A 22,144-nucleotide genomic window follows, 5' to 3' on the forward strand; every position below is an offset into this window, starting at 1 on the left:
TTTTTCAGACTAAAACACTAAATATTTCATGTAACAAAATGTTTTCATGTAAATAAACGTAATACTATTTTGATAATAAGACTCATGTCGTTAACCTAAATAAAACAAGTTCTGTTGTTAGCGTTAATTGAGAGGAAGAAAATGAAAAAATTATTAGTACCTACATTATTTGCTGTTGTATCTACTATGTCATTTGGTATTCATGCCGCTACAACTCAAGCTGTGAGCCAAGCTCAGAGCGCGGAGCATAAATTAAATGCTTATGAAGAAATTATGGTCGGTAAAGTTTGGACAACCACGGAAGCGTTGGATCAAGACAAAAAAGTAGTCAGCGCTGATGATAAGCAAGTCGCTAATTTCTTTGGCCTAGCTGAGTATTACCCTGATGGCACATTTAATATGACCACTTTCGATGGCAAACCAAAAATGAAAGGGGATTGGTCATTTGATGAAAATGGTAAAACTCGTTCATTAACGGCGAAAAATGACAAAGGTGAAGTGTTATTTACCCGTGTTGTTGAAAATGTCACAGTGACACCTGAAGAATATACTTACCGTATTTACCCTGAACAAGATAGTAAAGATAAGTACTTTGATATTGTTCATAAAGTAAAAAAATAGTTTCTAATTAATGCCGCTTAAGCGGCATTAATTTTAAGCAAGTGATCGCTTTTTTTATTTAAAACAAGTTTCAGCCCAGCGTGCTAATCCTGCTGTGACGGAGCCAAAATCATCACCTTTTACAATAGGAATATTTGGCAGTTCCTGAGTAATAGCTTGGTGTAATATCGGTGAACGAGCACTCCCTCCCGTGACAAAAACAGCATCTGGTTGTACGCCACCTTGAATTACGGCTTCTTTTACCAGTTCAATCATTTTACTTTTTGGTGATTCAATGGATTCAACCATCTGATCTTGCCGAATATTCACTTCTAGCACTTCACTTATCAAAGCTATTTTAGCTAAATACTCTGTATTATCCGATAAGGCAATTTTGGCTTCTTCAGCTTTACGAACAAGGCTATAGCCCAATGTTTGGTTATAAACTTCGAGTAAGCGCACAATTTTTTCGGGTTCTTTCGCGTCTTGCTTTAAACGCGTAAGTGCCAATAAGTTCGGTCTTGAATAAAATTCTTTTTGTGCTTCGACATTATTAATGGCTATGGGATTCCAAAATTGCAAAAATGGCATTTTTAACCCAGATAACGATTGGCTCTCCATGCCAAAAAGCGGCATAAGTTGTTTTAAAGCAAGGTAGATATCGAGATCATTCCCACCCACACGTTGGCCACTGTGAGCTAATAATGATTGAGTTCTATCTTCTGAACCACGGTAACTTGGCCCCATTTTTATTAATGAGCAATCTGTTGTTCCGCCACCGATATCAACGACTAAGATTATCTGGTCATTATTTAACGTTGACTCATATTCTAAACCTGCTGCAACGGGTTCGAATTGAAAAGCAATATTATGAAAACCCGCACGTTTTGCCGCGCGGTATAAAATGGCTTCTGCTTGTTGATTGGCTGTTTCACCACCACGGCCATGGAAGTTAATAGGGCGTCCAATAACGGTATCTGTAATTGGGTTGTGTGTACTTATTTCGGCGGTGTCTTTTATATTGCGCATCATGGCGCAGACAAGATCTTCAAAAAAACTTATTTGTGTTTCATGTAAACCAGAAGCCCCTAAAAATGACTTTGGTGATTTGACGTAATAGACATCACGAGGATCCCGTAAATATAAATCTAACGCAGCTTGACCGAATACAATGTCTTCAGGTACTAAGTCAACACCTTCTTCTTGGTTAAACGCCATTGATCTTCTTAAAATTTGTTGTCCAATATCATCGGAAGGTGAAATCTTGCAATGGCGAAATAAATGTTCAGAAACGGACTCTCTCGTTGGCGCGCAAAGAGTCGATGGAATATAAGCTTTCTCACCTTCTAAAGGCAGCAATTTAGGTACGCCATTTTCCATTATCGCGACAGCGCAGTTGGATGTTCCATAATCAAAACCAATAAACATCTCATCTCCAAAAATTAAGTGACCAAAGAAAAAAGGGGAAAGACTTTATATCAAGCAGGTTCGAATTACTATCAGAATAGTAGTTTTTAGCTTGATCTGTACTTAGCTCAAGGAACTTGTAATGAAGACGGGCTATTCTCATGAAATAAAATGTGGATGTTATGGAGCTAAAATGAGTCATAAACAGATAGAATTAATATCAGTGATCACGTGTCCTGAGTGTAGGCAATCTGAAGAGGAAGAAATGCCAACAAATGCATGTCAATGGTTTTATGAATGCAAGCACTGTGGTGTTTTATTGACGCCATTAAAAGGGGATTGTTGTGTTTTCTGCTCTTATGGTTCAGTTAAATGTCCACCGATTCAAGAGGCCGAAATTAAGGGCTCGTCTTCTTGTTGTTGCTCAACCCTTAAAGCTGACCAATAAAAAGCCCATATGAAAATATGGGACTCTAATTTGCTATCAATTTATCTATAAATGAAGTTCAGTTATTAAATATAAATCCTATATTTGATTTATATCTATTTAATTTTTTATTTAAGCTAAATTTATAATGAATAGAATTAAATATTTACGTTTTGTTAACTATTGCAGTATTTAGTCCAAATAATATTAAATTCATTGTTTGGAAATTCTTTTTCATCACTATCAATTAATGGAATAGAAACGACATTACGCCCATCTTGATGTAGGTATGTTTTGACAATAAACCGCTTAAAACTGTATGAGTTTTGGGTAGTGAAGATAAGAACTTCACCGCAAACATACCCGAGCATACCATGATCTAGCGTTTCTCTTATTTCATGATATTTAACGTTTTTATACTTTGCTGTCTTTGGGAATGCTAAAAAGTCTTCTACTGCTCTTTGTGATTTAGAGACAATATCTAAATCAGGAGTATAGTTACTCGCAACGCCGCCAATAAAGGAGACGCCAGCAACAAGCCCTACGACTAAAAATGAAAATATTTTATTTCTCATAGTATTTATTTTCTATATGTAGTTATTTTAATTATCCTTAATAAACACACAAACAGGAAAGTGCATATAAGCAGTATATGTGGCTATATGACTTCGTTAATTGCGATTTTGTACGTGTGTGTATTAAAAAATGCTGATTCTATTAAATCTAGCATAAATTTTTTTTAAGTAATATAGAAATGAAATAATGGCAATCAATAAGAAACGAAAAATTACACATTTAAATAGATTGTCATTATTTTGCTCGTGATAATTTTACTTAGTGATAGATTACCATGTATTAATACCTAGCGTTAGTAATATTAGAATAAAGTTATTATTGTTTATTATTCATGATATTTGCCATTTGAATTGCTTCAATAAGTTGTGCTCGATTAATTCGTGGACTATTACTATCGAGTAGAGTTTGCCAAATTTGAATGGCTTTATCATAGTTTGCATTCATAAACGCATCAGAAGCAATTAACATCAACGCAGTGACTTCATTATTATCAAGGCTAAGTGCCTTGTTGATAACAGCTAATGTCTCATCAGTGAGGTGCTGGCCCGCTTGATAGTATAAAACAGTGGCGATAGCGGAGTACAGTTGTGCATTTTCTCCGGTATATTTTAGCGCTCTCTGGTAGGCAATTAACGAATTATCATAACTATTTTGGTATAAATAATATTCCCCAAGTACAGCCCAAAGTTCACCGTTTTTAGGTGATTGGCGAATATCATTTTGTAAGCGTAATAGGTCACTTTGTTCTTGTTCTAATGGTGTGAAGGCATTTATGGGATCTGAAATGCGTTGATATTCATTATAAGCTAATTGAAAACGGGGTAATAAAAAATAGCTTGCGGTGATCCCTACGACCAATACGATGAGTAAAGCATTGAGCTTGCGATTCCATGTATTAAGGTTTGGGTTTATTTTAGGCATCGCCAGTAATTGCTCTGATGAATTTACTGATGATTGTGTCGATGCCTGTTTTCTCTGTGTGTGAAGGGCGCGTATTAGGTAGTAAGAAATCAGACAAAATGCAAAAAAAGGCAATAACCAAAGAATGGCGGTGGTAAAATTGACGGGTGGGTTGTACAGAACAAAATCGCCATAGCGTTCCCTCATATATTGCACTATTTGGGGTTGGTTTTTCCCTTCGGATACCATTTTATAGACTTGATGGCGCATACTGACGGCGGTAGGGGCGTTAGACTCTAATAGGTTTTGATTTTGACACTGAGGGCAGCGTAGTTGCGCAGCAATCTGTAAAGAATACTCTTGTTCTTCAGCACTGTTAAATTGCCATGTATCGACTATTTGCGCATTCGCTATGGTTGAAATACATAATAAGAATAGGGCACGTAAGAGATTAAGCATGTTTTTTTCGCCCTCTTATCCAGCCAAATAAGAGTCCTAGGCACATTAATATACCGCCGCTCCATATCCATTGAATACCATCTTGCACATAAAAGCGCATTGCATAATGTTGGTCAGCGGTCTTTTCACCGAGCACCACATACCAATTACGTAACCATCCCCAGTTAATGCCTGGTTCTATCATTAATTGCTGACGAGCAAGATAAAAACGGCGTTCGGTAATTAAATTATGTTGAAATTGGTTCCCTTGAGTAATGTGAATAATGGCTTTTTCAGTGGTGTAATTAGGCTGTGCCGCGAGTTGTAAATCGGCAAATTTGAATTGATAGCCTGCTAATGTGATTGTTTGCCCAACCGCCAGATTAACGCTAGTTTCTTGGCGGCTACCGATTGAAAGTGCAATACCCGCAGCAAAAATAACCACCCCAGTATGCGCTAATAAAGCGGGAAGTTGTTGTCGGATAATGTAGAAAGGTTTTAACCATAAAACCAATAAAACAACAGTTAATAAACTACAGGCAGTAGCAATAATAATACCATGTGGTGCTAAAACTAGGCCAAGTAGTAAACCGAAAAATGCAATATAAAGAATACGACGTTTTTTCGGATTTGGATTAAATGCACTTAATGTAATTACCAGCAACATTAAAATGCCAAAGGGTAACAAGGTCTGGTTGAAGTAAGGTGCACCAACCGAAATTTTCCCCCAACTAAATAACGTGTAAATCATCGGGTACAATGTGCCTGTAAGCACAATAAATAACACAGCGACAAATAGGATTAATGTGAGTAATAAATAAACGTCACGCTGTGTTTTACCTTGTGTTGCATTGTCAGTCGTTTTGGCTTTCCACCCGTAGATAAGTAAGCAGGTTAGGCTTAAAAAACTAAATAATATAAAGAGGGGGACGGCTCTCACATTATCTAATGCGAAGGCATGTACAGACATTAAAATACCAGAACGAACAATCAAGGTACCTAATAAAGAGAGAATAAATGTGGCGATTGCCAATAACATGGACCAGTGGCGATAAATCCCACTTTTTCGTGATGCAGCTAAGCTATGAAGGAGTGCGGTGGCACTCAGCCACGGTAGTAAAGAGGCATTTTCGACAGGGTCCCAAAACCACCACCCGCCCCAGCCTAATTCGCTATAAGCCCACCAAGAACCCAGAATAATACCGAGAGTGAGTATGCACCAACTTGGTACTAGAAAACGCCAGCACAACCAAGCTGTTGTTGTATTAAACGCATCTGATAACAGTGAACCAATCACTAAAGCACAAACAATAATTAAACCGCTATAACCTAAATAAAGCAGCGGAGGATGCAAGATTAAGCCCCAATGTTGCAGCATTGGGTTGAGATCTCGCCCTTCAATTGCAGGCGGAAAAATACGAGCAAACGGGTCGGAGTACAGGACGATAAATAGTAATAAAGCCGTATTAATGACCGCAATTAGGGTGAGTGTTAATGAAAATAATGGGTGTTTTTGCTGGCGATAGCGCCACGCAAATAAGGTGCTCCAAGCTGAGATAAACAATAACCAAAGGAATAACGACCCTTCGTGCCCGCCCCAAACGGCGGCAATTTTAATGGATAATGGTGAGAGTCGGTGGCTATGTTGAGCAACATAAACCACCGAAAAATCACTGCTAATAAAACTGACGGTTAGACAAATATATGCACTGAGTAATAGGATAAACTGCAAAGATGTCCAAAACACGTTCTGAGGCATTTGCCTCGGAACGTGTCTGAAGTGACCAATAAACCCAAATAGCACTTGGAAACTGGTGAGACCCAGAGTCAGCACTAGGCAGATGAAACCCACTTCTGGGAGTATCAGTTCCAATTATCACCTTTATTTTTTAACAAATTATGCAACCGTTAATTGCCCTGCGTATAACACAAAGAAACGCAGGCAAAATACGCCGAATAAACTCGCACCACTGACCAGCAAAACTCTTGCTGCGCCATGGCTTTTATCCACCCATTTTTTTAAGCCTAATGGGATAATAAAGCTGAAGCCAACCACGCCAATCCAGAACCACCATGTCCAGAAACCACCGCCTAGTGCAGCAATTAATGAACGAATTTTACCATCATCACCTAAGGCTAAGCCGACAAAAAAGGCCGCCAATAGGAATATCTCTAACCAAATCACAAAGCTTTCTACGCGATGTAAAAAAGCAGATTCAGTGTTATGAATATTTTTGCGATAGCGTAACGCTAATGCAATTAATGACACGGCAATTCCTGACGATATTCCAGAAAATAGGAATAAAGCGGGTAATAATGGATTGTTTAAGAACGGATAGGATTTTAAGGCGGACAGTAAGAACCCCGTATAGGCGCCCAGTAATACCGCTAAAACCAGCATGATAATATCGAGAAAGCGCATTGCTTGAGTAAGCATCGCGAGTACGCGAGGTATTATGCTGAATTTCGGCAGCCATTTTTGTTGCAAGCCAATTAGTTCGGTTTCATAAATTTTAGCCAGCCAAACCACTAAGACTGCCATATACACTTGGAACAACATTACCCCCATCGACATGACGGAAGTTGGACTGTAATGAAACATCAATTTCCAAAACGTCCATGGACGTGTTAAATGGAAAATTAGAATCAATAGGCCCAGTATAATGGTTGTTGGCGCTAAAATTAGCGTGGTACGCATTATTGTACTGTCACTGCTTGCAGCATTAGGGTAGTACTGGCGCAGTAACACGGCCAATACAACCAGCCCCGCAGAAATACCGATTAAAAATAAGTAGACCGCGATGGGCCAGTCCCAAACCAGTGATTCAAAATGGAAAGCAGAAGCGGTTGTCATTGGCTAACCTCCCCATATTTGAATGGAACTCGGTACATTTTGGGGTGAGTACCGAGTGCGATTTTGAATCGATAAGTAGGTTTTTCCTTTAACATCAAAGAAATATCACTTTTTGGATCATCTAAATTACCAAATGTAAGTGCTTTGGTTGGGCAAGATTCAACACAAGCAGGTTGCTTGCCATTTTTTAGATTGGTTTTTCGACAAAAATCGCATTTATCCGCTGTTTTATTGACAGGATGAATAAACCGCACACGGTAAGGGCATGCCGCGATACAATATTGGCAGCCCACGCATAAGTCAGGATTGACATCAACAATGCCTGTCGTTTTATCGATAAAAGAAGCGCCTGTTGGACAGACATCGACACAAGGTGCACTTTCGCAGTGTTGGCATGAATGGCGAAAGAAGCGATATTTGATATCTGGGAACTGGCCGATGGGTTCACTACGAATAATGGTTAACCGTGAAACTCCCTCTGGGACTTGGTTAACCTCACGACACGCATCCATGCATGCCGTACAGCCGATACACAAATTTTCATCGTGGATCATGCCGTAGCGAACGCCGTCTATTTTCATGGTATTCGCTAGAGTTTGGCCAGCTATTCCTCCTACCGCCGCCAGTGCTCCTGAATAAATAATGAATTGACGACGAGAACAACTCATGGCTGCTCCTTACGCAATTTCACCGCTGCTGGGTTGAAAGCAGGGTTATCGCGCTGCTCAGAGTGGCAATCAACACAAATCTTCACCTTGCCTTTATCGGTCAGTACCTTCATCGTATCTTGTTTTGGATGGAGGTCATGGCAACTGGCACAGGCCACTTTTGTCACGTGGACATCATGGGGCCAGAACGCTTTTTGCAGTTGCTCTGGTAGGTGACAGGATAAACAGACGCTGTTTTGCTGTTCCACGTTGTACATTGGGTTGTTGAAGCGCATAACATCTTTTACGCCTTCTCGATGATCAGGCCCAGGATTACCGTGGCAGTTGGTGCAAGTCACTGGTAAGTTATTGTTTGGATTGACCACTTCTGAGTGCGTGCCGTGCATGCCTTCTTTGTCTGGTTTGTGGCAATCTAAGCATGCGCTATCAGCGCTGCGTTGCTGTGTGACAACCCAACGGCCATCAGCATTTTCCTCAGCAATTTGAGGCGTAGCGGAGGCGGCAGCTGCCCATAATAAGCCTGTTGCCAGCACCCCAGCAGTGAATAACGAACGTAGTACGCTCATAATTACTCCATTGGTTGTATTGCCCCTTATCATTGGGGCAAGTGACGGTTATTTGGCTAATAGGTCATTTTTACGAGCTTGTTCATCCCACTGTGGCACAACAGTTTTTAAGAACTCTTGTTTCTCAGCATTGATTTTTTGCATATCTAAACCAATGGCTTTTTGTGCTTTTTCTTTGGTGGAAATGTCTGGGATGGCAATTTCATGGGTGATGCCTTTCGAACCGAGCAAACGAGCAAGTTTGGTGCGTGCATCAGCGGCTTTATCCATTGCGCCACCTAACATACGCAAACCTTCATCAGGCGCATGCATATGGATACCGTGAGACGCAATCGCTAAGTCCCAGCGCCATTGTGCATGGCGAATGTCGGTTAAGATTGGTTTCATTTCGTCTTCGGTTGCACCCGCATCCCATGCGGCTTTTGCCTCAAAGTGAGCACGAACTAACTGATCTTCCGCTTTGATTTTCATTTCTTGGATAGCGTGTTTACGCTCTGCGACGACATCTTGCAGCTGTTGTTTACTTTGTGTGTGGCAGTTGCTGCAAGTTTGCTCGAAATTATCGAACGGATTACCAATTTTATGGCTGGTATACAGTTCGCCTTTTTCGTTTTGTAGTTTCGGCATGTGGCAATCAATACAAGTCACATTATTTTTGCCATGAATACCTGCACTCCAGGTCTCATATTCAGGGTGCTGTGCTTTTAACATTGGTGCTTTGGATAGTGAGTTTGTCCAATCAGAAAAACCAATGTTGTCATAGTACACTTCCATATCTTCAACTTTGATTCCGTTATCCCACGGGAATTTAACGGATTTTTTGTCGCCAGAGAAATAGTACTCAACGTGACATTGACCACACACCATGGACTGTTGGTCGAAACGACTGGCTTTATCGAAGGGTTTGCCAATGGTTTCCATTGCGCGCTCTGCATAAGGGCGTGTCAGAGTTAGCTCGGGTTTCCCTTTCGCAAAGTCAGGGGAATCAGTTTTGTGGCAGTCACCGCAACCGAGAACGTTAACGACTTCTGGGCCACCTTTTGCCCATTTGCCTTCAAAATACCCATCTTCACCATGCTCTTGGATAAGCCTTGCAACATCGGGGCTTTTACAGCTCCAGCAAGCCATTGGTAATGGGCCATCTTGTGCATCTTTTGGTGCACCTGTGCGCAATGTTTCACGCACGTCAATGATGGCATACGCATGGCCTCTCGGTTTGTTATAGTCACGGGAGAATGGGTATCCCGCCCAAAGAACGACTAAACGCGGGTCTTCTGCGAGGGCATCTTCGCGGTTTGCTTGTTCAGAAGTTGCTCGCCAAGAGTGATATTGGTCTGGGTGAGCGGCTTCGAAAGTTTCATTTCGTGTATTTATTGTGGAGGTACCATCCTTAGTTGGAGTAGGGGTTTGTGCATGAACAGAGGTAAAGAGAAATATTCCTGCCACTAGACTCAGTAAGCACAGTACATTATTTCTTATGTTTGCCATAAAAAGGGCCTCGAGTAATGTGAGCCAACCATCCCTTCATTTTTCGAGCAACTATTTTAGGAGGTATATCAGCTCGAACGATTTTGGGTATTTTTTGTTATATAGGTTTGATAGCAAGTTGATGGATGCTATCAAGACATTGCCAACTTATATGTGTAACAAAAAACCACACAAAAAATATTGTTTTTGATCAAAAGATAATTTGGATTAAAGAAATAGAATGCAGATAAATAATAAATACGGAGTATTAAAGAAACTGCTATAGTTATTAATGGCTAGTTTTAAACTGATCGTTTAGGGTAATTATTTAGTAATGATTCTTATTTTTACCAATACAATTTGTTTTATTTAGTTATTTGATTTTTAAGAATAATATTATTGGTTGTAATCATTTTTATATTTCGCAAAGTAAAATAAGAAATAAATCGTGCGTAATATCAAAAAACTTGCAATTATTTTTTTCTAAAATGACATTGAATCTACCACTTTAGTGGTAGTTTTTGGTGTTAATTTAAACTTGGAACATTAAAACTCACGATTAAATTAAATATCTATATTGAATGATTGTTAAAAAATAATTAAAAAACTGTCGGTATTCCCTATTTTTAGTCATTTTGATGTTCAAAAGTTATCAAGAATTCGAATGCGGTGATTTTCAGTTGTAAGCGGTGTTATTACTCCTTTTACCTACTTGGTAGTATGTATTTTTCTAACCTCTATCGTTAATATTTCTCATAAATAATACACATATAAAAACTGCGGTTTATCAGTACTTTTTTACGATTTTGTTGGCAATGTAAAGGAAATCAACATGGTTGATCTCACCCGTCGGGGAGTATTAACTGGTGCGTGGCGTAATGCGGCGCCAGTGGTTCGACCGCCATGGAGTGGTAGTGAAGCGCACTTTATTGAAAAGTGTACCCGCTGCAATGCTTGTGTAGAAAGTTGTGAAACAACAATTTTACACGCTGGCGCAGGTGGGTACCCTGTTGTCGATTTTAAACGTGGCGAATGCACCTTTTGCTACGCGTGTGCGACTGCCTGCCCTGAACCTATTTTCCTGCCACAACAAACCCAACCTTGGGATATCACCGTTTCTATCGGTCAGAACTGCCTTGCGTTTAAATCTATCGAATGTCGCCGTTGCCAAGACAGTTGTGAGCCTGAAGTTATCTCTTTTCGTCCGTCACTGGCAGGTATTTACCAGCCAAAAATAGAAACACAAGGCTGTACAGGCTGTGGTGCCTGTGTTGCAGGCTGCCCTGTATCAGCCATTACCGTGGAGCATGAACATGCACAGTAAATATCAAGTGTGCAGTTTGATTGTACAAATAAAAAGCGAACGAATGTCTGCTGTGACCGAAAAAATAAATCAGTTTCCGAACTGTGAAGTGGCGATTAGCGCCCCTGAAAATGGAAAACTGATTGTCGTTGTTGAAGGGCAAGGCAGTAAAACGTTGTTAGATACTATTGATTTAGTACGCGATATCGAAGGTGTGCTAGATGTTTCGCTGGTGTATCACCAGCAGGATGAGCAAGGTGAGGAAGATTATGAAACTCAGTCGTCGTAGCTTTATGAAAGCCAATGCGATAGCGGCCGCTGCTGCGGCGGCAGGTATTGGCACCCCCAGTATTGCCAAAGCGGTCGTCGGCCAACAAGAAAGCATTAAATGGGACAAAGCCCCTTGCCGTTTTTGCGGTACAGGTTGTGGCGTCCTTGTTGGCACTCAAAATGGCCGTATTGTTGCGAGCCAAGGTGACCCTGAAGCCCCTGTAAACCGTGGCCTGAACTGCATCAAAGGCTATTTTTTACCGAAAATCATGTACGGAAAAGACCGTTTAACGCAGCCAATGTTGCGCATGAAAGACGGCGAATATGACAAAAATGGCGAGTTCACACCAATTACGTGGGAACAAGCGTTTGATGTCATGGAAGAAAAAGTTAAAACCACTTTAAAAGAAAAAGGGCCAGAAGGGATCGGCATGTTCGGTTCAGGCCAATGGACTGTTTGGGAAGGTTATGCAGCCTCTAAACTGTTTAAAGGTGGTTTTCGTTCTAACAACTTAGACCCGAACGCGCGTCATTGTATGGCGTCAGCGGTAGTGGGTTTTATGCGTACTTTTGGTATGGATGAACCGATGGGTTGTTATGATGATATTGAGCACGCAGATGCTTTTGTTCTGTGGGGTTCAAACATGGCGGAAATGCACCCGATTTTATGGTCGCGTATTACTAACCGCCGTTTATCTAACCCAGATGTACGTGTTGCGGTGTTGTCTACGTTTAAACACCGTAGCTTTGAACTTGCCGATAACGGCATTGTATTTACGCCGCAGTCTGACTTGGTGATCCTGAACTATATTGCGAATTATATTATTCAAAATAATGCAGTTAATCAGGACTTTCTGGATAAACACGTTAACCTACGTCGCGGTGCAACAGATATCGGTTATGGCTTACGTCCAACTCACCCATTAGAAAAAAGCGCGAAAAATGCAGGTTCTGATGCCTCTGAACCAATGACATGGGACGAATATAAAGCCTTTGTTGCGGAATACACCTTAGACAAAACCGCGGAAATGACCGGGGTACCAAAAGACCAGCTAGAAGAGTTAGCGAAGCTGTATGCGGACCCGAAAACCAAAGTGGTTTCTTACTGGACTATGGGCTTTAACCAGCACACCCGCGGAGTTTGGGCAAATAACCTTGCGTATAACCTGCACTTATTGACGGGTAAAATCTCTCAGCCGGGCTGTGGTCCTTTCTCCTTAACAGGCCAGCCATCAGCCTGTGGTACCGCGCGTGAAGTGGGGACGTTCTCACACCGTTTACCTGCAGACATGGTGGTCACTAACGAAAAACACCGTGAAAAAGTGGAAGGTGTTTGGGGATTACCTGCGGGCACAATCCCAGAAAAAGTCGGTTTACACGCCGTTGCACAAGACCGTGCCTTAAAAGACGGGAAGCTGAATTTCTACTGGGTAATGTGTAATAACAACATGCAAGCGGGCCCAAATATCAACGAAGAGCGCATGCCAGGGTGGCGCGACCCGCGTAACTTTATCGTGGTATCTGACCCATACCCAACTGTCAGTGCATTGGCTGCCGACTTAATCTTACCTACCGCAATGTGGGTCGAGAAAGAAGGGGCTTACGGTAACGCAGAACGTCGTACCCAGTTTTGGCGCCAACAAGTTCAAGCGCCAGGGGAAGCAAAATCTGACTTAATGCAGATGGTGCTATTCTCTAAACGCTTTAAAACGGATGACGTGTGGCCTGAAGAGTTACTGGCGAAAAAACCAGAACTACGCGGTAAAACCTTGTATGACGTGTTATTTGCCAACGAAGCTGTCACCAAATTCCCAGTGACAGAGTTAGCAGAAGACCAATTAAACGATGAATCCCGTGAGTTAGGCTTTTATTTACAAAAAGGCTTATTTGAAGAATACGCAGGTTTTGGTCGTGGACATGGTCATGACTTAGCAGACTTTGATGCTTACCACAAAGCTCGCGGTATCCGTTGGCCGGTGGTGGATGGCAAAGAAACCCAGTGGCGTTATAGCGAAGGAAATGACCCTTACGTTAAAGCGGGTGAAGGCTATCAATTCTACGGTAAACCTGATGGCAAAGCGGTTATTTTTGCACTGCCGTTTGAACCCGCTGCAGAAGCGCCAGATAAAGAATACGATTTGTGGTTATCAACAGGGCGTGTTCTTGAACATTGGCATACTGGCAGTATGACGCGTCGTGTGCCTGAGCTTCACCGTGCTTTCCCTGAATCATTAGTGTTTATGCATCCACTTGATGCGAAAGATCGTGGATTACGTCGTGGCGACAAAGTCAAAGTGGTTTCTCGCCGTGGTGATGTGACAACGATTGTTGAAACTCGCGGCCGTAATAGACCACCAAAAGGTTTGGTGTACATGGCGTTCTTCGATGCAGCGCAATTAGTGAACAATTTAACACTGGATGCGACTGACCCACTTTCGAAAGAAACGGACTACAAAAAATGTGCCGTTAAACTGGAAAAGGTGTAATTGCTCATGCCCCAGAAAACTAATCCTAACAAGGTTAAGTCCCAGAACAGTCGCCGTCGCTTTTTGCGTGACGTAGGTCGCGCAGCGGCTGGTTTAGCGGCTGTTGGTGTGGTACTGGGGCTTCAGCAACAAACCTCCCGAGCGAGTGGAGTCAGACTTCGCCCGCCGGGTGCGCTAAATGAAGCTGCATTTGCCAGTGCCTGTGTGCGCTGCGGTCAATGCGTTCAAGCCTGCCCTTATGACATGTTGAAATTAGCGACATTGGCATCGGGGCTGGCAGCGGGAACACCGTATTTTATCGCCCGTGAAAACCCGTGTGAAATGTGTGAAGACATTCCATGTGCAAAAGTGTGCCCAAGTGGCGCGCTGGATAAAGACATTGAGTCTATCAATGATGCGCGTATGGGCTTGGCTGTGTTACTTGACCAAGAAAACTGTCTGAATTTCCAAGGGTTACGTTGCGATGTGTGTTACCGCGTTTGCCCGCTTATTGACGAAGCAATCACATTGGAGCTTGAGCAGAATCATCGAACAGGTAAACACGCGCGTTTTTTACCAACGGTAAACAGCAATTATTGCACGGGGTGCGGTAAGTGCGAGCAAGCTTGTGTGTTGGAAGAAGCGGCTATCAAAGTGTTGCCAAGAGACTTGGCGAAAGGTGAATTAGGCCATCATTACCGTTTTGGTTGGCTGGAGGGAAACAATGGCAAATCGTAAACGCGACGCCGGACGTGAAGCTCAGGCAAAAAAAGGGTGGTGGCAGAGCCACAAATGGTTGGTGTTAAGGCGTGTCAGCCAATTATTGGTGCTAGCGATGTTTTTGAGTGGTCCATGGTTTGGTGTGTGGATCTTACACGGAAACTATAGCAGTAGCTTATTGTTAGACACAGTGCCATTGACCGACCCGCTGATTACATTAGAGAGCTTAGCAAGTGGTTACTTACCAGGGATCTCTGCGCTGATCGGTGCCGCTATTGTGTTCGGTGTATATGCGCTATTAGGTAAACGCATTTTTTGCAGTTGGGTTTGCCCTGTTAATCCAATAACTGACGCCGCAGCATGGCTGCGCCGTAAGTTTGACTTGAACCAATCCGCCACCATTCCACGCTACATTCGTTATGTGTTGCTGGTGGTGATTTTAGTGGGGTCAGCGGTGACAGGCACGTTATTGTGGGAATGGCTAAATCCAGTCTCATTAATAGGGCGCAGCTTAATTTTCGGTTTTGGAAGTGGTGCATTAGTTTTAGTTGCGCTGTTTTTATTCGATTTATTGGTAGTGGAACATGGTTGGTGCGGTCACCTTTGCCCATTAGGCGCACTATATGGTGTCGCAGGTTGTAAGGGCGCACTGGTCGTCACGGCGGTGAATAAAAAAGACTGTAGCCGCTGTATGGATTGTTTCCACGTTTGTCCGGAGCCGCAAGTGTTGCGTGCACCGGTTCTCGATAAACAAGCCCCAGCACTGATTTCTGACAAGGACTGTATCACTTGCGGTCGTTGTATCGATGTCTGTTCTGAGGATGTTTTTAAAATAACACTACGATGGAGCTCGGGAGCTAAATCATGAAAAATTCAGTCCTGAAAAAGACGCTAAGCCGCGCAATCGCAGGTATGGTCTTTGTTGTCAGTGGTCTAGTTTGGGCTGCTAATGGTGTCGATTTGACGCAATCACCAGAAGTGTCTGGTACGACTGAGGGAAGTATTCATATTCCTAAAGAGCAAGAAAGAATGGCACTAAACTATGTGAACCAGCCGCCGATGATCCCACATAGCGTTGAGGGTTACCAAATTACCACCAACACGAACCGTTGTTTACAATGCCACGGCGTTGAAAACTACCGTACCACAGGTGCGCCGCGTGTGAGTCCCACACATTTTATGGATGCAACTGGGAAAGTGTTGGGTGAAGTCGCACCAAACCGTTATTTCTGTTTACAGTGTCATGTACCGCAATCGGATACGCCAGCAATCATTGATAACACATTTACCCCATCCAAAGGTTTTGGGAAATAAGGGGGAATTATGGCAAATAATAACGAAAAACCAACAACGGGCGATAAGCCAAAGAAAAAAGGCTTATTTGGGCTGATTGGACGCGTATGGCAGTGGTGGCGTAGGCCAAGCCGCTTGGCATTGGGCACATTACTGCTGATAGGTTTCGTCAGTGGCGTGATCTTCTGGGGGGGATTTAACACAGGTATGGAGATGGCGAATACAGAAGAGTTTTGTATTAGCTGCCACGAAATGCGTGAAAATGTCTATGAAGAATATATGGATACGATTCACTATACTAACCGTAGTGGTGTTCGCGCAACTTGCCCAGATTGTCACGTACCTCACGAATTTGGCCCTAAAATGGTGCGTAAAATCCAAGCCAGCAAAGAATTATACGGGAAAATTTTTGGCATTATCGATACACCGCAAAAATTTGAAGATCACCGTTTAGCGATGGCGCAAAGTGAATGGCGGCGTATGAAAAACAATGACTCGCAGGAGTGCCGTAACTGCCACAACTTTGAGTATATGGACTTCACTGCACAAAAAGGGGTGGCTGCCAAAATGCATGACCAAGCGGTTACGGAGGGTAAAACCTGTATAGATTGCCATAAAGGGATAGCACATAAGCTTCCTGATATGCGTGAAGTCGAGCCAGGTTTTTAATTTGGAGTCATCGTTTTATGATTGGTTATCTAAATGAATTATAAGTGATGATCACGAAATAGGCTGATTATGCGTAAGAGTATAATCAGCCTAAGTTATATTTGTGTTAAATCAATATCTTTGCTTTTTTAATGTGTATTGTATGATGCTGTCACTCAGCATTTACTAACAATATAATAAATCAGGGTAATTAAACTATGTGGAAAAAGCTTCATCAACTTGCCATCCCCGTTAACCTTTACCGGTTATGTGGGTATCTAGTACCGTGGTTTATTATATTAAGTGTGATTTGTTTAGCAGCAGGGTGGGTTTGGGGCTTTGGTTTTGCACCAACCGATAAAGTGCAAAGCGAGAGTTACCGCATTATGTATATTCATGTGCCTGCTGCGATGTGGTCAATGGGGATTTATGCCACGATGGCTATCACGGCCTTTATTGGGCTAGTGTGGCAGATGAAAGTGTCGGAGCTGGCGATTGCCGCAATGGCTCCAGTTGGCGCGGTCTTTACTTTCATTGCATTAGTCACTGGCGCGACATGGGGTAAGCCGATGTGGGGCGCTTGGTGGGTGTGGGATGCGCGTTTAACCTCTGAATTAATTCTATTTTTTCTGTATGTGGGCGTTATTGCGCTATGGCATGCATTTGATGATCGCCGTACCGCGGGTAAAGCGGCTGCTATTTTAGTGTTAATTGGTGTGATTAATTTACCTATCATTCATTATTCTGTTGAATGGTGGCAAACGCTGCATCAGCCGTCGACACGTATGCAAGAAAGTATCAACCCAGCGATGCGCACACCACTGCGCTTAGCTATCTTTGGGTATCTATTCTTATTTATCTCTTTAACACTCATTCGCTTACGTAATCAGTTATTGATCCTCGAACGTAACCGCCCTTGGGTGCTCGATATTGTGAAAAAAGGAGGGCGCCTTAAATGACCAGCGCATTTGCATCTTGGAGCGATTTCTTTGCGATGGGAGGCTATGGTTTTTATGTTTGGTTGGCGGTGGCGCTGACCTTAATCCCTATATTGCTACTCTGTGTGCATACCGTTATCCAACGAAAAATGATCATTAATGCCATTATTCAACAGCAAGCTCGCGAACAAAGACAAAAAACCGCAAGAGCGCGTAGGGGGGAGATGTGAATATTCGTCGTCGTAACCGACTTTGGTTAATTTGTTCCATACTTATTGGTGTTGGCTTAACGCTAGCGCTGATCCTCTATGCACTGCGCTCAAGTATTGACCTCTTTTATACACCCGGTGAAATCATTTACGGTAAACGTGAAACCCAGCAGATGCCTGAAGTTGGGCAGCGTTTACGTGTGGGTGGCATGGTGATGCCGGGCAGTGTTGTGCGTGATGCAGATCCAAAATCCTTAAAAATTACTTTCACCGTTTATGATGCAGAAGCAGAAATTGATGTCAGTTATGAAGGCATCTTGCCAGATTTATTTAAAGAGGGGCAAGGCGTCGTCGTACAAGGTGAATTACAAGAAAACAACCATGTTTTAGCGAAAGAAGTACTGGCAAAACATGATGAAAACTACACGCCACCAGAAGTGGAAAAAGCAATGCAAGAAAACCATCGGAGACCTGCCGCAGCCTATAAGGAAAATGCGTCATGATCCCAGAAATTGGTAGCATTTTACTGTGCTTAGCACTAGGCCTTGCCGTTTTGCTGTCTATCTACCCATTGTGGGGAGTTGCGCGTAACGATACGCGTTTAATGGCTTCATCGCGTCCGTTGGCATGGTTACTGTTTCTTTGTGTGACGGGGGCTTTTCTGGTTCTTGTCAATGCTTTTGTCGTGAATGATTTCTCAGTCACCTATGTGGCGAATAACTCCAATACTCAGTTACCGATTTGGTATCGCGTTGCCGCAACGTGGGGCGCTCACGAAGGTTCATTGTTGCTATGGGTCTTGTTGATGAGTGGCTGGACATTTGCGGTCGCGCTGTTTAGCTATCGCATGCCATTAGACATCGTCGCTCGCGTGCTTGCGGTGATGGGGATGGTGAGTGTTGGCTTTTTACTGTTTATCATTTTTACCTCAAACCCATTTTCACGCACATTACCGTCGTTCCCGATTGAAGGGCGCGACCTGAATCCATTGTTACAAGACCCTGGCCTGATATTCCACCCACCTTTATTGTATATGGGGTACGTGGGTTTCTCAGTGGCCTTTGCCTTTGCGATTGCGGCCTTGCTCAGTGGGCGATTAGATAGCGCCTTCACCCGTTTTGCCCGTCCTTGGACGATGGCTGCATGGTTTTTCTTAACGCTTGGGATCATGTTAGGTTCCGCATGGGCCTATTATGAACTTGGCTGGGGTGGCTGGTGGTTCTGGGACCCAGTAGAAAATGCCTCCTTTATGCCATGGTTAGTGGGAACGGCATTAATTCACTCCTTATCGGTGACAGAACAACGAGCGACATTTAAAGCGTGGTCATTGCTCTTATCAATATTTGCTTTCTCATTATGTTTACTCGGCACATTCTTAGTACGATCGGGCGTATTGGTTTCCGTGCATGCGTTCGCTTCTGACCCATCCCGCGGGCTTTTCATCTTAGCATTTATGGTGCTGGTGATCGGCGGTTCGCTGCTCGTGTTTGCACTGCGAGGCCATAAAGTACGTTCACGTGTTAATAATGCGTTGTGGTCACGTGAATCAATGTTATTGGGTAATAACGTGATTTTAACTGCGGCGATGCTCGTCGTGCTGCTTGGTACATTACTGCCGTTAGTTCATAAACAAATTGGGTTAGGCACCATTTCTATCGGTGAGCCGTTCTTTAACACCATGTTTATTGCATTGATGGTGCCATTTGCTCTGTTATTAGGGATTGGGCCATTGGTTCGTTGGGGGCGCGACCGTCCTGCGGCGATTAAAAAAATGCTGATTATTGCAACGGTGATGACGCTCATTCTGTCATTCGCATTACCAATGCTAATGGAAGACCGCGTTGAGGCATTGACCGTTGTTGGTTTGATGATGGCGATATGGATTGCCATTTTAGCGTTCGCTGAAATGAAAGTGCGTATTAGCAAAAAAATTAAACTGACGCCAAGCTACTGGGGCATGGTATGCGCTCATTTAGGCTTAGCGGTAACGATTGTAGGGATTGCGTTTAGCCAAAACTACAGTATTGAGCGTGATGTGAAAATGAAACCAGGGGATAACATTGCTATTCACGGTTACACCTTTACCTTTAATGGTGTACGCGAAGCAGATGGTCCGAACTATCAAGGGGTTATCGGCAGTATTTCTGTCACCAAAAACGACAAAGTGGTGAGTATCTTAATGCCGGAAAAACGCTTTTATAGCGTAAGCCGTGCTGTCATGACGGAAGCCGCAATTGATGGTGGTATTACCCGCGATTTATACGCCGCCCTTGGTGAGGAAGTTGATAAAAATACGTGGACTATGCGTTTGTATTATAAGCCATTTGTTCGCTGGATCTGGTCTGGTGGTGTGTTGATGGCAATTGGCGCATTATTCTGTCTGTTTGACCCACGCTATCGTCGTCGTAAATTGCAAGGGGAAACGGCATGAACCGCAAAGTTTTTTTAATCCCTTTTATTATCTTCGCAGGGATAGCCGCGGTGTTGCTGTGGCAGTTAATGCGTAATGCAGAAGGCGATGACCCGCGTTTATTAGAGTCTGCATTAATTGGTAAGCCCGTACCTGTTTTCCGCTTGGAATCGTTAGAAAACCCTGGAAAGCATTACGAGTCAGAGGTGTTAACACAAGGCCAGCCTATCCTATTGAATGTATGGGCAACATGGTGCCAAACTTGCCGTGCGGAGCACCAGTACCTCAACTCGTTATCAGCACAAGGTGTTCGCGTGGTTGGTTTAAATTATAAAGACAAACGCGATAAAGCAATTGTATGGTTGCGTCAACTGGGTAACCCTTACGCATTAAGTCTATTTGATGGTGAAGGTATGTTAGCGCTCGATCTTGGGGTTTATGGAGCACCAGAAACCTTCCTTATTGATGGCAATGGGATTATTCGTTACCGCCACGCAGGGGCAATGGATGAACATATTTGGGAAAAAGAATTTAAACCCCTTTGGGAGCGCTATAACCAGGAGGCGAACCAATGAGGTATTTACTCGGTCTATTGATGCTTGCACTCAGTGCAACAATCACGTACGCCTCTACGGAAGTATTTACGTTTGATAACGAACAACAAGAGCAGCAATTTCGTAAATTAACAGAAGAGCTGCGTTGTCCTAAGTGCCAAAATAACAGTATTGCCGACTCTAACTCGATGATTGCACTGGATTTACGTCAAAAAGTGTATGAGTTGATGAAAGAAGGCAAAAACCGTGATGAAATCGTCGATTATATGGTGGCGCGTTATGGTTATTTTGTGACTTATAACCCACCCTTAACGCCATTGACAATGATGTTATGGGGGCTGCCATTTGTCGCTATTATCATTGGTGGATGGATTATTTTTGCCCGCTCGAAAAAACGCGTGCGTATCAAGCAGGTGGAAAACGGTGAAGAAGAGGATGTTCCTGAAGCTTCACGGGCGAGCAATTGGGTCTATTTACCCGGCGTATTGATTGCGCTAGGTGTTGCCGCAGGGGCATATTACCAAGTGGGTAGTTATGAAAAGGTGACTGATTGGAACAATGCTTATCAACAAGCGCCTGCTTTGCTGGATAGAGCCTTAGACCCTTCTGAACCACCGTTGAATAATGCAGAAATGGAGCATTTAGCATTAGGCTTGCGTACTCGCTTACAAGAAGACCCACAAAATGTAGAAGCATGGGTGATGTTAGGGCGTATTGGCATGGTACTGGGTAATGCAACCATGGCAACTGATGCTTATGGCCGCGCGTATCGTCTTTCACCGAAAGATGAAAACGTAGTGATAGGTTATGCCGAAGTGTTAACACGTTCTTCTGACCCTGAAGATAACCGTCAAGGTGCAGAGTTACTGAAAAAACTGATTGCAGAAGACCGCACGAATGTAAGAGCGTTAAGTATTTTTGCCTTCAATGCATTTGAACAAGAACGTTATGCAGAGGCAATTTCAGCATGGCAAATGATGTTAAAACTGTTGCCTGAGAATGACCAGCGCCGAGTGATTATTGAGCGTAGCGTGGAACAAGCACTGATGATGGTGCATGAAAAGAAAGGCTCGCCAGCCGATAAGTAGTATCGATTTTGGTTAATATGATTTAAACGGGGGCGTAAGCCCCTGTTTTGTTTCTATAGCTTCAAATCCATTCAGGTCACGTTAGCGCCTTCAGCGAACAATTTTTCGCTTTAAGAGGGACATTTCTATCAGATAATCCCAATTCCACTTAGTTTACCTTTGCTCTATTTATCAAATTAAGTACGTTTCTGTTTTTGATTTTTTGTTAATTTATTGAATTGTGAATATCATCACAAATAGACACTTGGTCGTTATTGATAGGTTATAACGATGGATAAATATATTTATTACAATAAAATTAAACCAGCAGTCTATAACCTGTCTCTTATACACATCTGCTCTT

General features: G+C 42.9%; 23 protein-coding genes. 15 read left to right on the forward strand and 8 right to left on the reverse strand.

Translation table 11 applies throughout. The features are described from left to right. The first annotated feature begins 141 nt into the window (after positions 1–141). Positions 142–621 carry a DUF4822 domain-containing protein gene (locus KDJ85_RS11080; protein ID WP_225819725.1) on the forward strand — a complete coding sequence of 160 codons (480 nt, stop codon included), beginning with the start codon at positions 142–144 and terminating at the stop codon, positions 619–621. Between the two features lie 54 nt (positions 622–675). Here KDJ85_RS11080 and yegD read toward each other — a convergent pair whose 3' ends face one another. Next, a complete protein-coding gene (gene yegD, locus KDJ85_RS11085) occupies positions 676–2,028 on the reverse strand; it encodes a molecular chaperone (protein ID WP_225819726.1) in 1,353 nt (450 codons plus the stop codon). A 172-nt stretch (positions 2,029–2,200) separates the two neighbouring features. Here yegD and KDJ85_RS11090 point away from each other — a divergent pair, with 172 nt between their 5' ends. After that, positions 2,201–2,455 carry a GDCCVxC domain-containing (seleno)protein gene (locus KDJ85_RS11090; RefSeq protein WP_225819727.1) on the forward strand — a complete coding sequence of 85 codons (255 nt, stop codon included), beginning with the start codon at positions 2,201–2,203 and terminating at the stop codon, positions 2,453–2,455. Positions 2,456–2,610: 155 nt separating this feature from the next. On the opposite strand, the gene KDJ85_RS11095 is transcribed toward KDJ85_RS11090, so the two are convergent. The 7 genes from KDJ85_RS11095 to nrfA all read right to left on the reverse strand — a co-directional run bounded on the left by KDJ85_RS11095 (position 2,611) and on the right by nrfA (position 9,924). Continuing rightward, positions 2,611–3,009 (reverse strand): hypothetical protein, encoded by a 399-nt coding sequence (locus KDJ85_RS11095; protein WP_225819728.1) that lies wholly within the window; start codon positions 3,007–3,009, stop codon positions 2,611–2,613. Positions 3,010–3,325: 316 nt separating this feature from the next. Next, the gene (nrfF, locus tag KDJ85_RS11100; protein WP_225819729.1) at positions 3,326–4,369 is read right to left on the reverse strand and encodes a heme lyase NrfEFG subunit NrfF; all 1,044 of its coding nucleotides are present in this window, start codon (positions 4,367–4,369) and stop codon (positions 3,326–3,328) included. Then, positions 4,362–6,221 (reverse strand): heme lyase CcmF/NrfE family subunit, encoded by a 1,860-nt coding sequence (locus KDJ85_RS11105; RefSeq protein WP_225819730.1) that lies wholly within the window; start codon positions 6,219–6,221, stop codon positions 4,362–4,364. Before KDJ85_RS11105 ends, nrfF begins: the two co-directional genes overlap by 8 nt. 24 nt (positions 6,222–6,245) lie before the next feature. Beyond that, the gene (nrfD, locus tag KDJ85_RS11110) at positions 6,246–7,202 is read right to left on the reverse strand and encodes a cytochrome c nitrite reductase subunit NrfD (protein ID WP_225819731.1); all 957 of its coding nucleotides are present in this window, start codon (positions 7,200–7,202) and stop codon (positions 6,246–6,248) included. Further along, complete coding sequence (nrfC, locus tag KDJ85_RS11115) at positions 7,199–7,870, reverse strand: cytochrome c nitrite reductase Fe-S protein (protein WP_206082778.1); 672 nt, start codon at positions 7,868–7,870, stop codon at positions 7,199–7,201. Before nrfC ends, nrfD begins: the two co-directional genes overlap by 4 nt. Then, positions 7,867–8,436, reverse strand: a complete 570-nt coding sequence (gene nrfB, locus KDJ85_RS11120) for a cytochrome c nitrite reductase pentaheme subunit (RefSeq protein WP_225819732.1) — start codon at positions 8,434–8,436, stop codon at positions 7,867–7,869. Before nrfB ends, nrfC begins: the two co-directional genes overlap by 4 nt. A 48-nt stretch (positions 8,437–8,484) precedes the next feature. Further along, on the reverse strand, positions 8,485–9,924 hold the full coding sequence (gene nrfA, locus KDJ85_RS11125; RefSeq protein WP_225819733.1) for an ammonia-forming nitrite reductase cytochrome c552 subunit: 1,440 nt from the start codon (positions 9,922–9,924) through the stop codon (positions 8,485–8,487). 811 nt (positions 9,925–10,735) lie between these two features. Between nrfA and napF the strand changes: the two genes are divergently transcribed. From napF to KDJ85_RS11190, 13 genes are all read left to right on the forward strand, one after another. Next, complete coding sequence (gene napF, locus KDJ85_RS11130) at positions 10,736–11,227, forward strand: ferredoxin-type protein NapF (RefSeq protein ID WP_225819734.1); 492 nt, start codon at positions 10,736–10,738, stop codon at positions 11,225–11,227. Continuing rightward, complete coding sequence (gene napD / locus KDJ85_RS11135; RefSeq protein ID WP_206082774.1) at positions 11,217–11,495, forward strand: chaperone NapD; 279 nt, start codon at positions 11,217–11,219, stop codon at positions 11,493–11,495. Before napF ends, napD begins: the two co-directional genes overlap by 11 nt. Then, the gene (napA, locus tag KDJ85_RS11140) at positions 11,476–13,962 is read left to right on the forward strand and encodes a nitrate reductase catalytic subunit NapA (RefSeq protein ID WP_225819735.1); all 2,487 of its coding nucleotides are present in this window, start codon (positions 11,476–11,478) and stop codon (positions 13,960–13,962) included. Before napD ends, napA begins: the two co-directional genes overlap by 20 nt. 6 nt (positions 13,963–13,968) lie before the next feature. Next, positions 13,969–14,679 carry a ferredoxin-type protein NapG gene (napG, locus tag KDJ85_RS11145; RefSeq protein WP_225819736.1) on the forward strand — a complete coding sequence of 237 codons (711 nt, stop codon included), beginning with the start codon at positions 13,969–13,971 and terminating at the stop codon, positions 14,677–14,679. Beyond that, on the forward strand, positions 14,666–15,529 hold the full coding sequence (gene napH / locus KDJ85_RS11150) for a quinol dehydrogenase ferredoxin subunit NapH (protein ID WP_225819737.1): 864 nt from the start codon (positions 14,666–14,668) through the stop codon (positions 15,527–15,529). The genes napG and napH overlap by 14 nt, the downstream gene beginning before the upstream one ends. Further along, complete coding sequence (napB, locus tag KDJ85_RS11155) at positions 15,526–15,975, forward strand: nitrate reductase cytochrome c-type subunit (RefSeq protein WP_206082770.1); 450 nt, start codon at positions 15,526–15,528, stop codon at positions 15,973–15,975. Before napH ends, napB begins: the two co-directional genes overlap by 4 nt. 9 nt (positions 15,976–15,984) lie before the next feature. Continuing rightward, positions 15,985–16,623, forward strand: coding sequence for a cytochrome c-type protein NapC (napC, locus tag KDJ85_RS11160; protein ID WP_225819738.1), 639 nt, complete (start codon positions 15,985–15,987; stop codon positions 16,621–16,623). A 197-nt stretch (positions 16,624–16,820) separates the two neighbouring features. Next, the gene (locus tag KDJ85_RS11165; protein WP_225819739.1) at positions 16,821–17,561 is read left to right on the forward strand and encodes a heme ABC transporter permease; all 741 of its coding nucleotides are present in this window, start codon (positions 16,821–16,823) and stop codon (positions 17,559–17,561) included. After that, positions 17,558–17,770, forward strand: coding sequence for a heme exporter protein CcmD (gene ccmD, locus KDJ85_RS11170; RefSeq protein WP_225819740.1), 213 nt, complete (start codon positions 17,558–17,560; stop codon positions 17,768–17,770). The genes KDJ85_RS11165 and ccmD overlap by 4 nt, the downstream gene beginning before the upstream one ends. After that, complete coding sequence (ccmE, locus tag KDJ85_RS11175) at positions 17,767–18,252, forward strand: cytochrome c maturation protein CcmE (protein WP_225819741.1); 486 nt, start codon at positions 17,767–17,769, stop codon at positions 18,250–18,252. Before ccmD ends, ccmE begins: the two co-directional genes overlap by 4 nt. Further along, positions 18,249–20,180, forward strand: a complete 1,932-nt coding sequence (locus KDJ85_RS11180) for a heme lyase CcmF/NrfE family subunit (RefSeq protein ID WP_225819742.1) — start codon at positions 18,249–18,251, stop codon at positions 20,178–20,180. The genes ccmE and KDJ85_RS11180 overlap by 4 nt, the downstream gene beginning before the upstream one ends. After that, positions 20,177–20,734, forward strand: coding sequence for a DsbE family thiol:disulfide interchange protein (locus KDJ85_RS11185; protein ID WP_225819743.1), 558 nt, complete (start codon positions 20,177–20,179; stop codon positions 20,732–20,734). The genes KDJ85_RS11180 and KDJ85_RS11185 overlap by 4 nt, the downstream gene beginning before the upstream one ends. Further along, positions 20,731–21,801, forward strand: a complete 1,071-nt coding sequence (locus KDJ85_RS11190; RefSeq protein ID WP_225819744.1) for a cytochrome c-type biogenesis protein CcmH — start codon at positions 20,731–20,733, stop codon at positions 21,799–21,801. Before KDJ85_RS11185 ends, KDJ85_RS11190 begins: the two co-directional genes overlap by 4 nt. Positions 21,802–22,144 lie beyond the last annotated feature (343 nt).

The sequence above is a fragment of the Providencia vermicola genome, assembly GCF_020381325.1.
In the GTDB taxonomy this organism is placed as follows: Bacteria; Pseudomonadota; Gammaproteobacteria; order Enterobacterales; family Enterobacteriaceae; genus Providencia; species Providencia vermicola.

Coding starts and splice junctions, on each gene's coding strand:
- KDJ85_RS11080 (WP_225819725.1), top strand. CDS start 142: ATGAAAAAATTATTAGTACCTACATTATTTGCTGTTGTATCTACTATG.
- yegD (WP_225819726.1), bottom strand. CDS start 2,028: ATGTTTATTGGTTTTGATTATGGAACATCCAACTGCGCTGTCGCGATA.
- KDJ85_RS11090 (WP_225819727.1), top strand. CDS start 2,201: ATGAGTCATAAACAGATAGAATTAATATCAGTGATCACGTGTCCTGAG.
- KDJ85_RS11095 (WP_225819728.1), bottom strand. CDS start 3,009: ATGAGAAATAAAATATTTTCATTTTTAGTCGTAGGGCTTGTTGCTGGC.
- nrfF (WP_225819729.1), bottom strand. CDS start 4,369: ATGCTTAATCTCTTACGTGCCCTATTCTTATTATGTATTTCAACCATA.
- nrfD (WP_225819731.1), bottom strand. CDS start 7,202: ATGACAACCGCTTCTGCTTTCCATTTTGAATCACTGGTTTGGGACTGG.
- nrfC (WP_206082778.1), bottom strand. CDS start 7,870: ATGAGTTGTTCTCGTCGTCAATTCATTATTTATTCAGGAGCACTGGCG.
- nrfB (WP_225819732.1), bottom strand. CDS start 8,436: ATGAGCGTACTACGTTCGTTATTCACTGCTGGGGTGCTGGCAACAGGC.
- nrfA (WP_225819733.1), bottom strand. CDS start 9,924: ATGGCAAACATAAGAAATAATGTACTGTGCTTACTGAGTCTAGTGGCA.
- napF (WP_225819734.1), top strand. CDS start 10,736: ATGGTTGATCTCACCCGTCGGGGAGTATTAACTGGTGCGTGGCGTAAT.
- napD (WP_206082774.1), top strand. CDS start 11,217: ATGCACAGTAAATATCAAGTGTGCAGTTTGATTGTACAAATAAAAAGC.
- napA (WP_225819735.1), top strand. CDS start 11,476: ATGAAACTCAGTCGTCGTAGCTTTATGAAAGCCAATGCGATAGCGGCC.
- napG (WP_225819736.1), top strand. CDS start 13,969: ATGCCCCAGAAAACTAATCCTAACAAGGTTAAGTCCCAGAACAGTCGC.
- napH (WP_225819737.1), top strand. CDS start 14,666: ATGGCAAATCGTAAACGCGACGCCGGACGTGAAGCTCAGGCAAAAAAA.
- napB (WP_206082770.1), top strand. CDS start 15,526: ATGAAAAATTCAGTCCTGAAAAAGACGCTAAGCCGCGCAATCGCAGGT.
- napC (WP_225819738.1), top strand. CDS start 15,985: ATGGCAAATAATAACGAAAAACCAACAACGGGCGATAAGCCAAAGAAA.
- KDJ85_RS11165 (WP_225819739.1), top strand. CDS start 16,821: ATGTGGAAAAAGCTTCATCAACTTGCCATCCCCGTTAACCTTTACCGG.
- ccmD (WP_225819740.1), top strand. CDS start 17,558: ATGACCAGCGCATTTGCATCTTGGAGCGATTTCTTTGCGATGGGAGGC.
- KDJ85_RS11180 (WP_225819742.1), top strand. CDS start 18,249: ATGATCCCAGAAATTGGTAGCATTTTACTGTGCTTAGCACTAGGCCTT.
- KDJ85_RS11185 (WP_225819743.1), top strand. CDS start 20,177: ATGAACCGCAAAGTTTTTTTAATCCCTTTTATTATCTTCGCAGGGATA.
- KDJ85_RS11190 (WP_225819744.1), top strand. CDS start 20,731: ATGAGGTATTTACTCGGTCTATTGATGCTTGCACTCAGTGCAACAATC.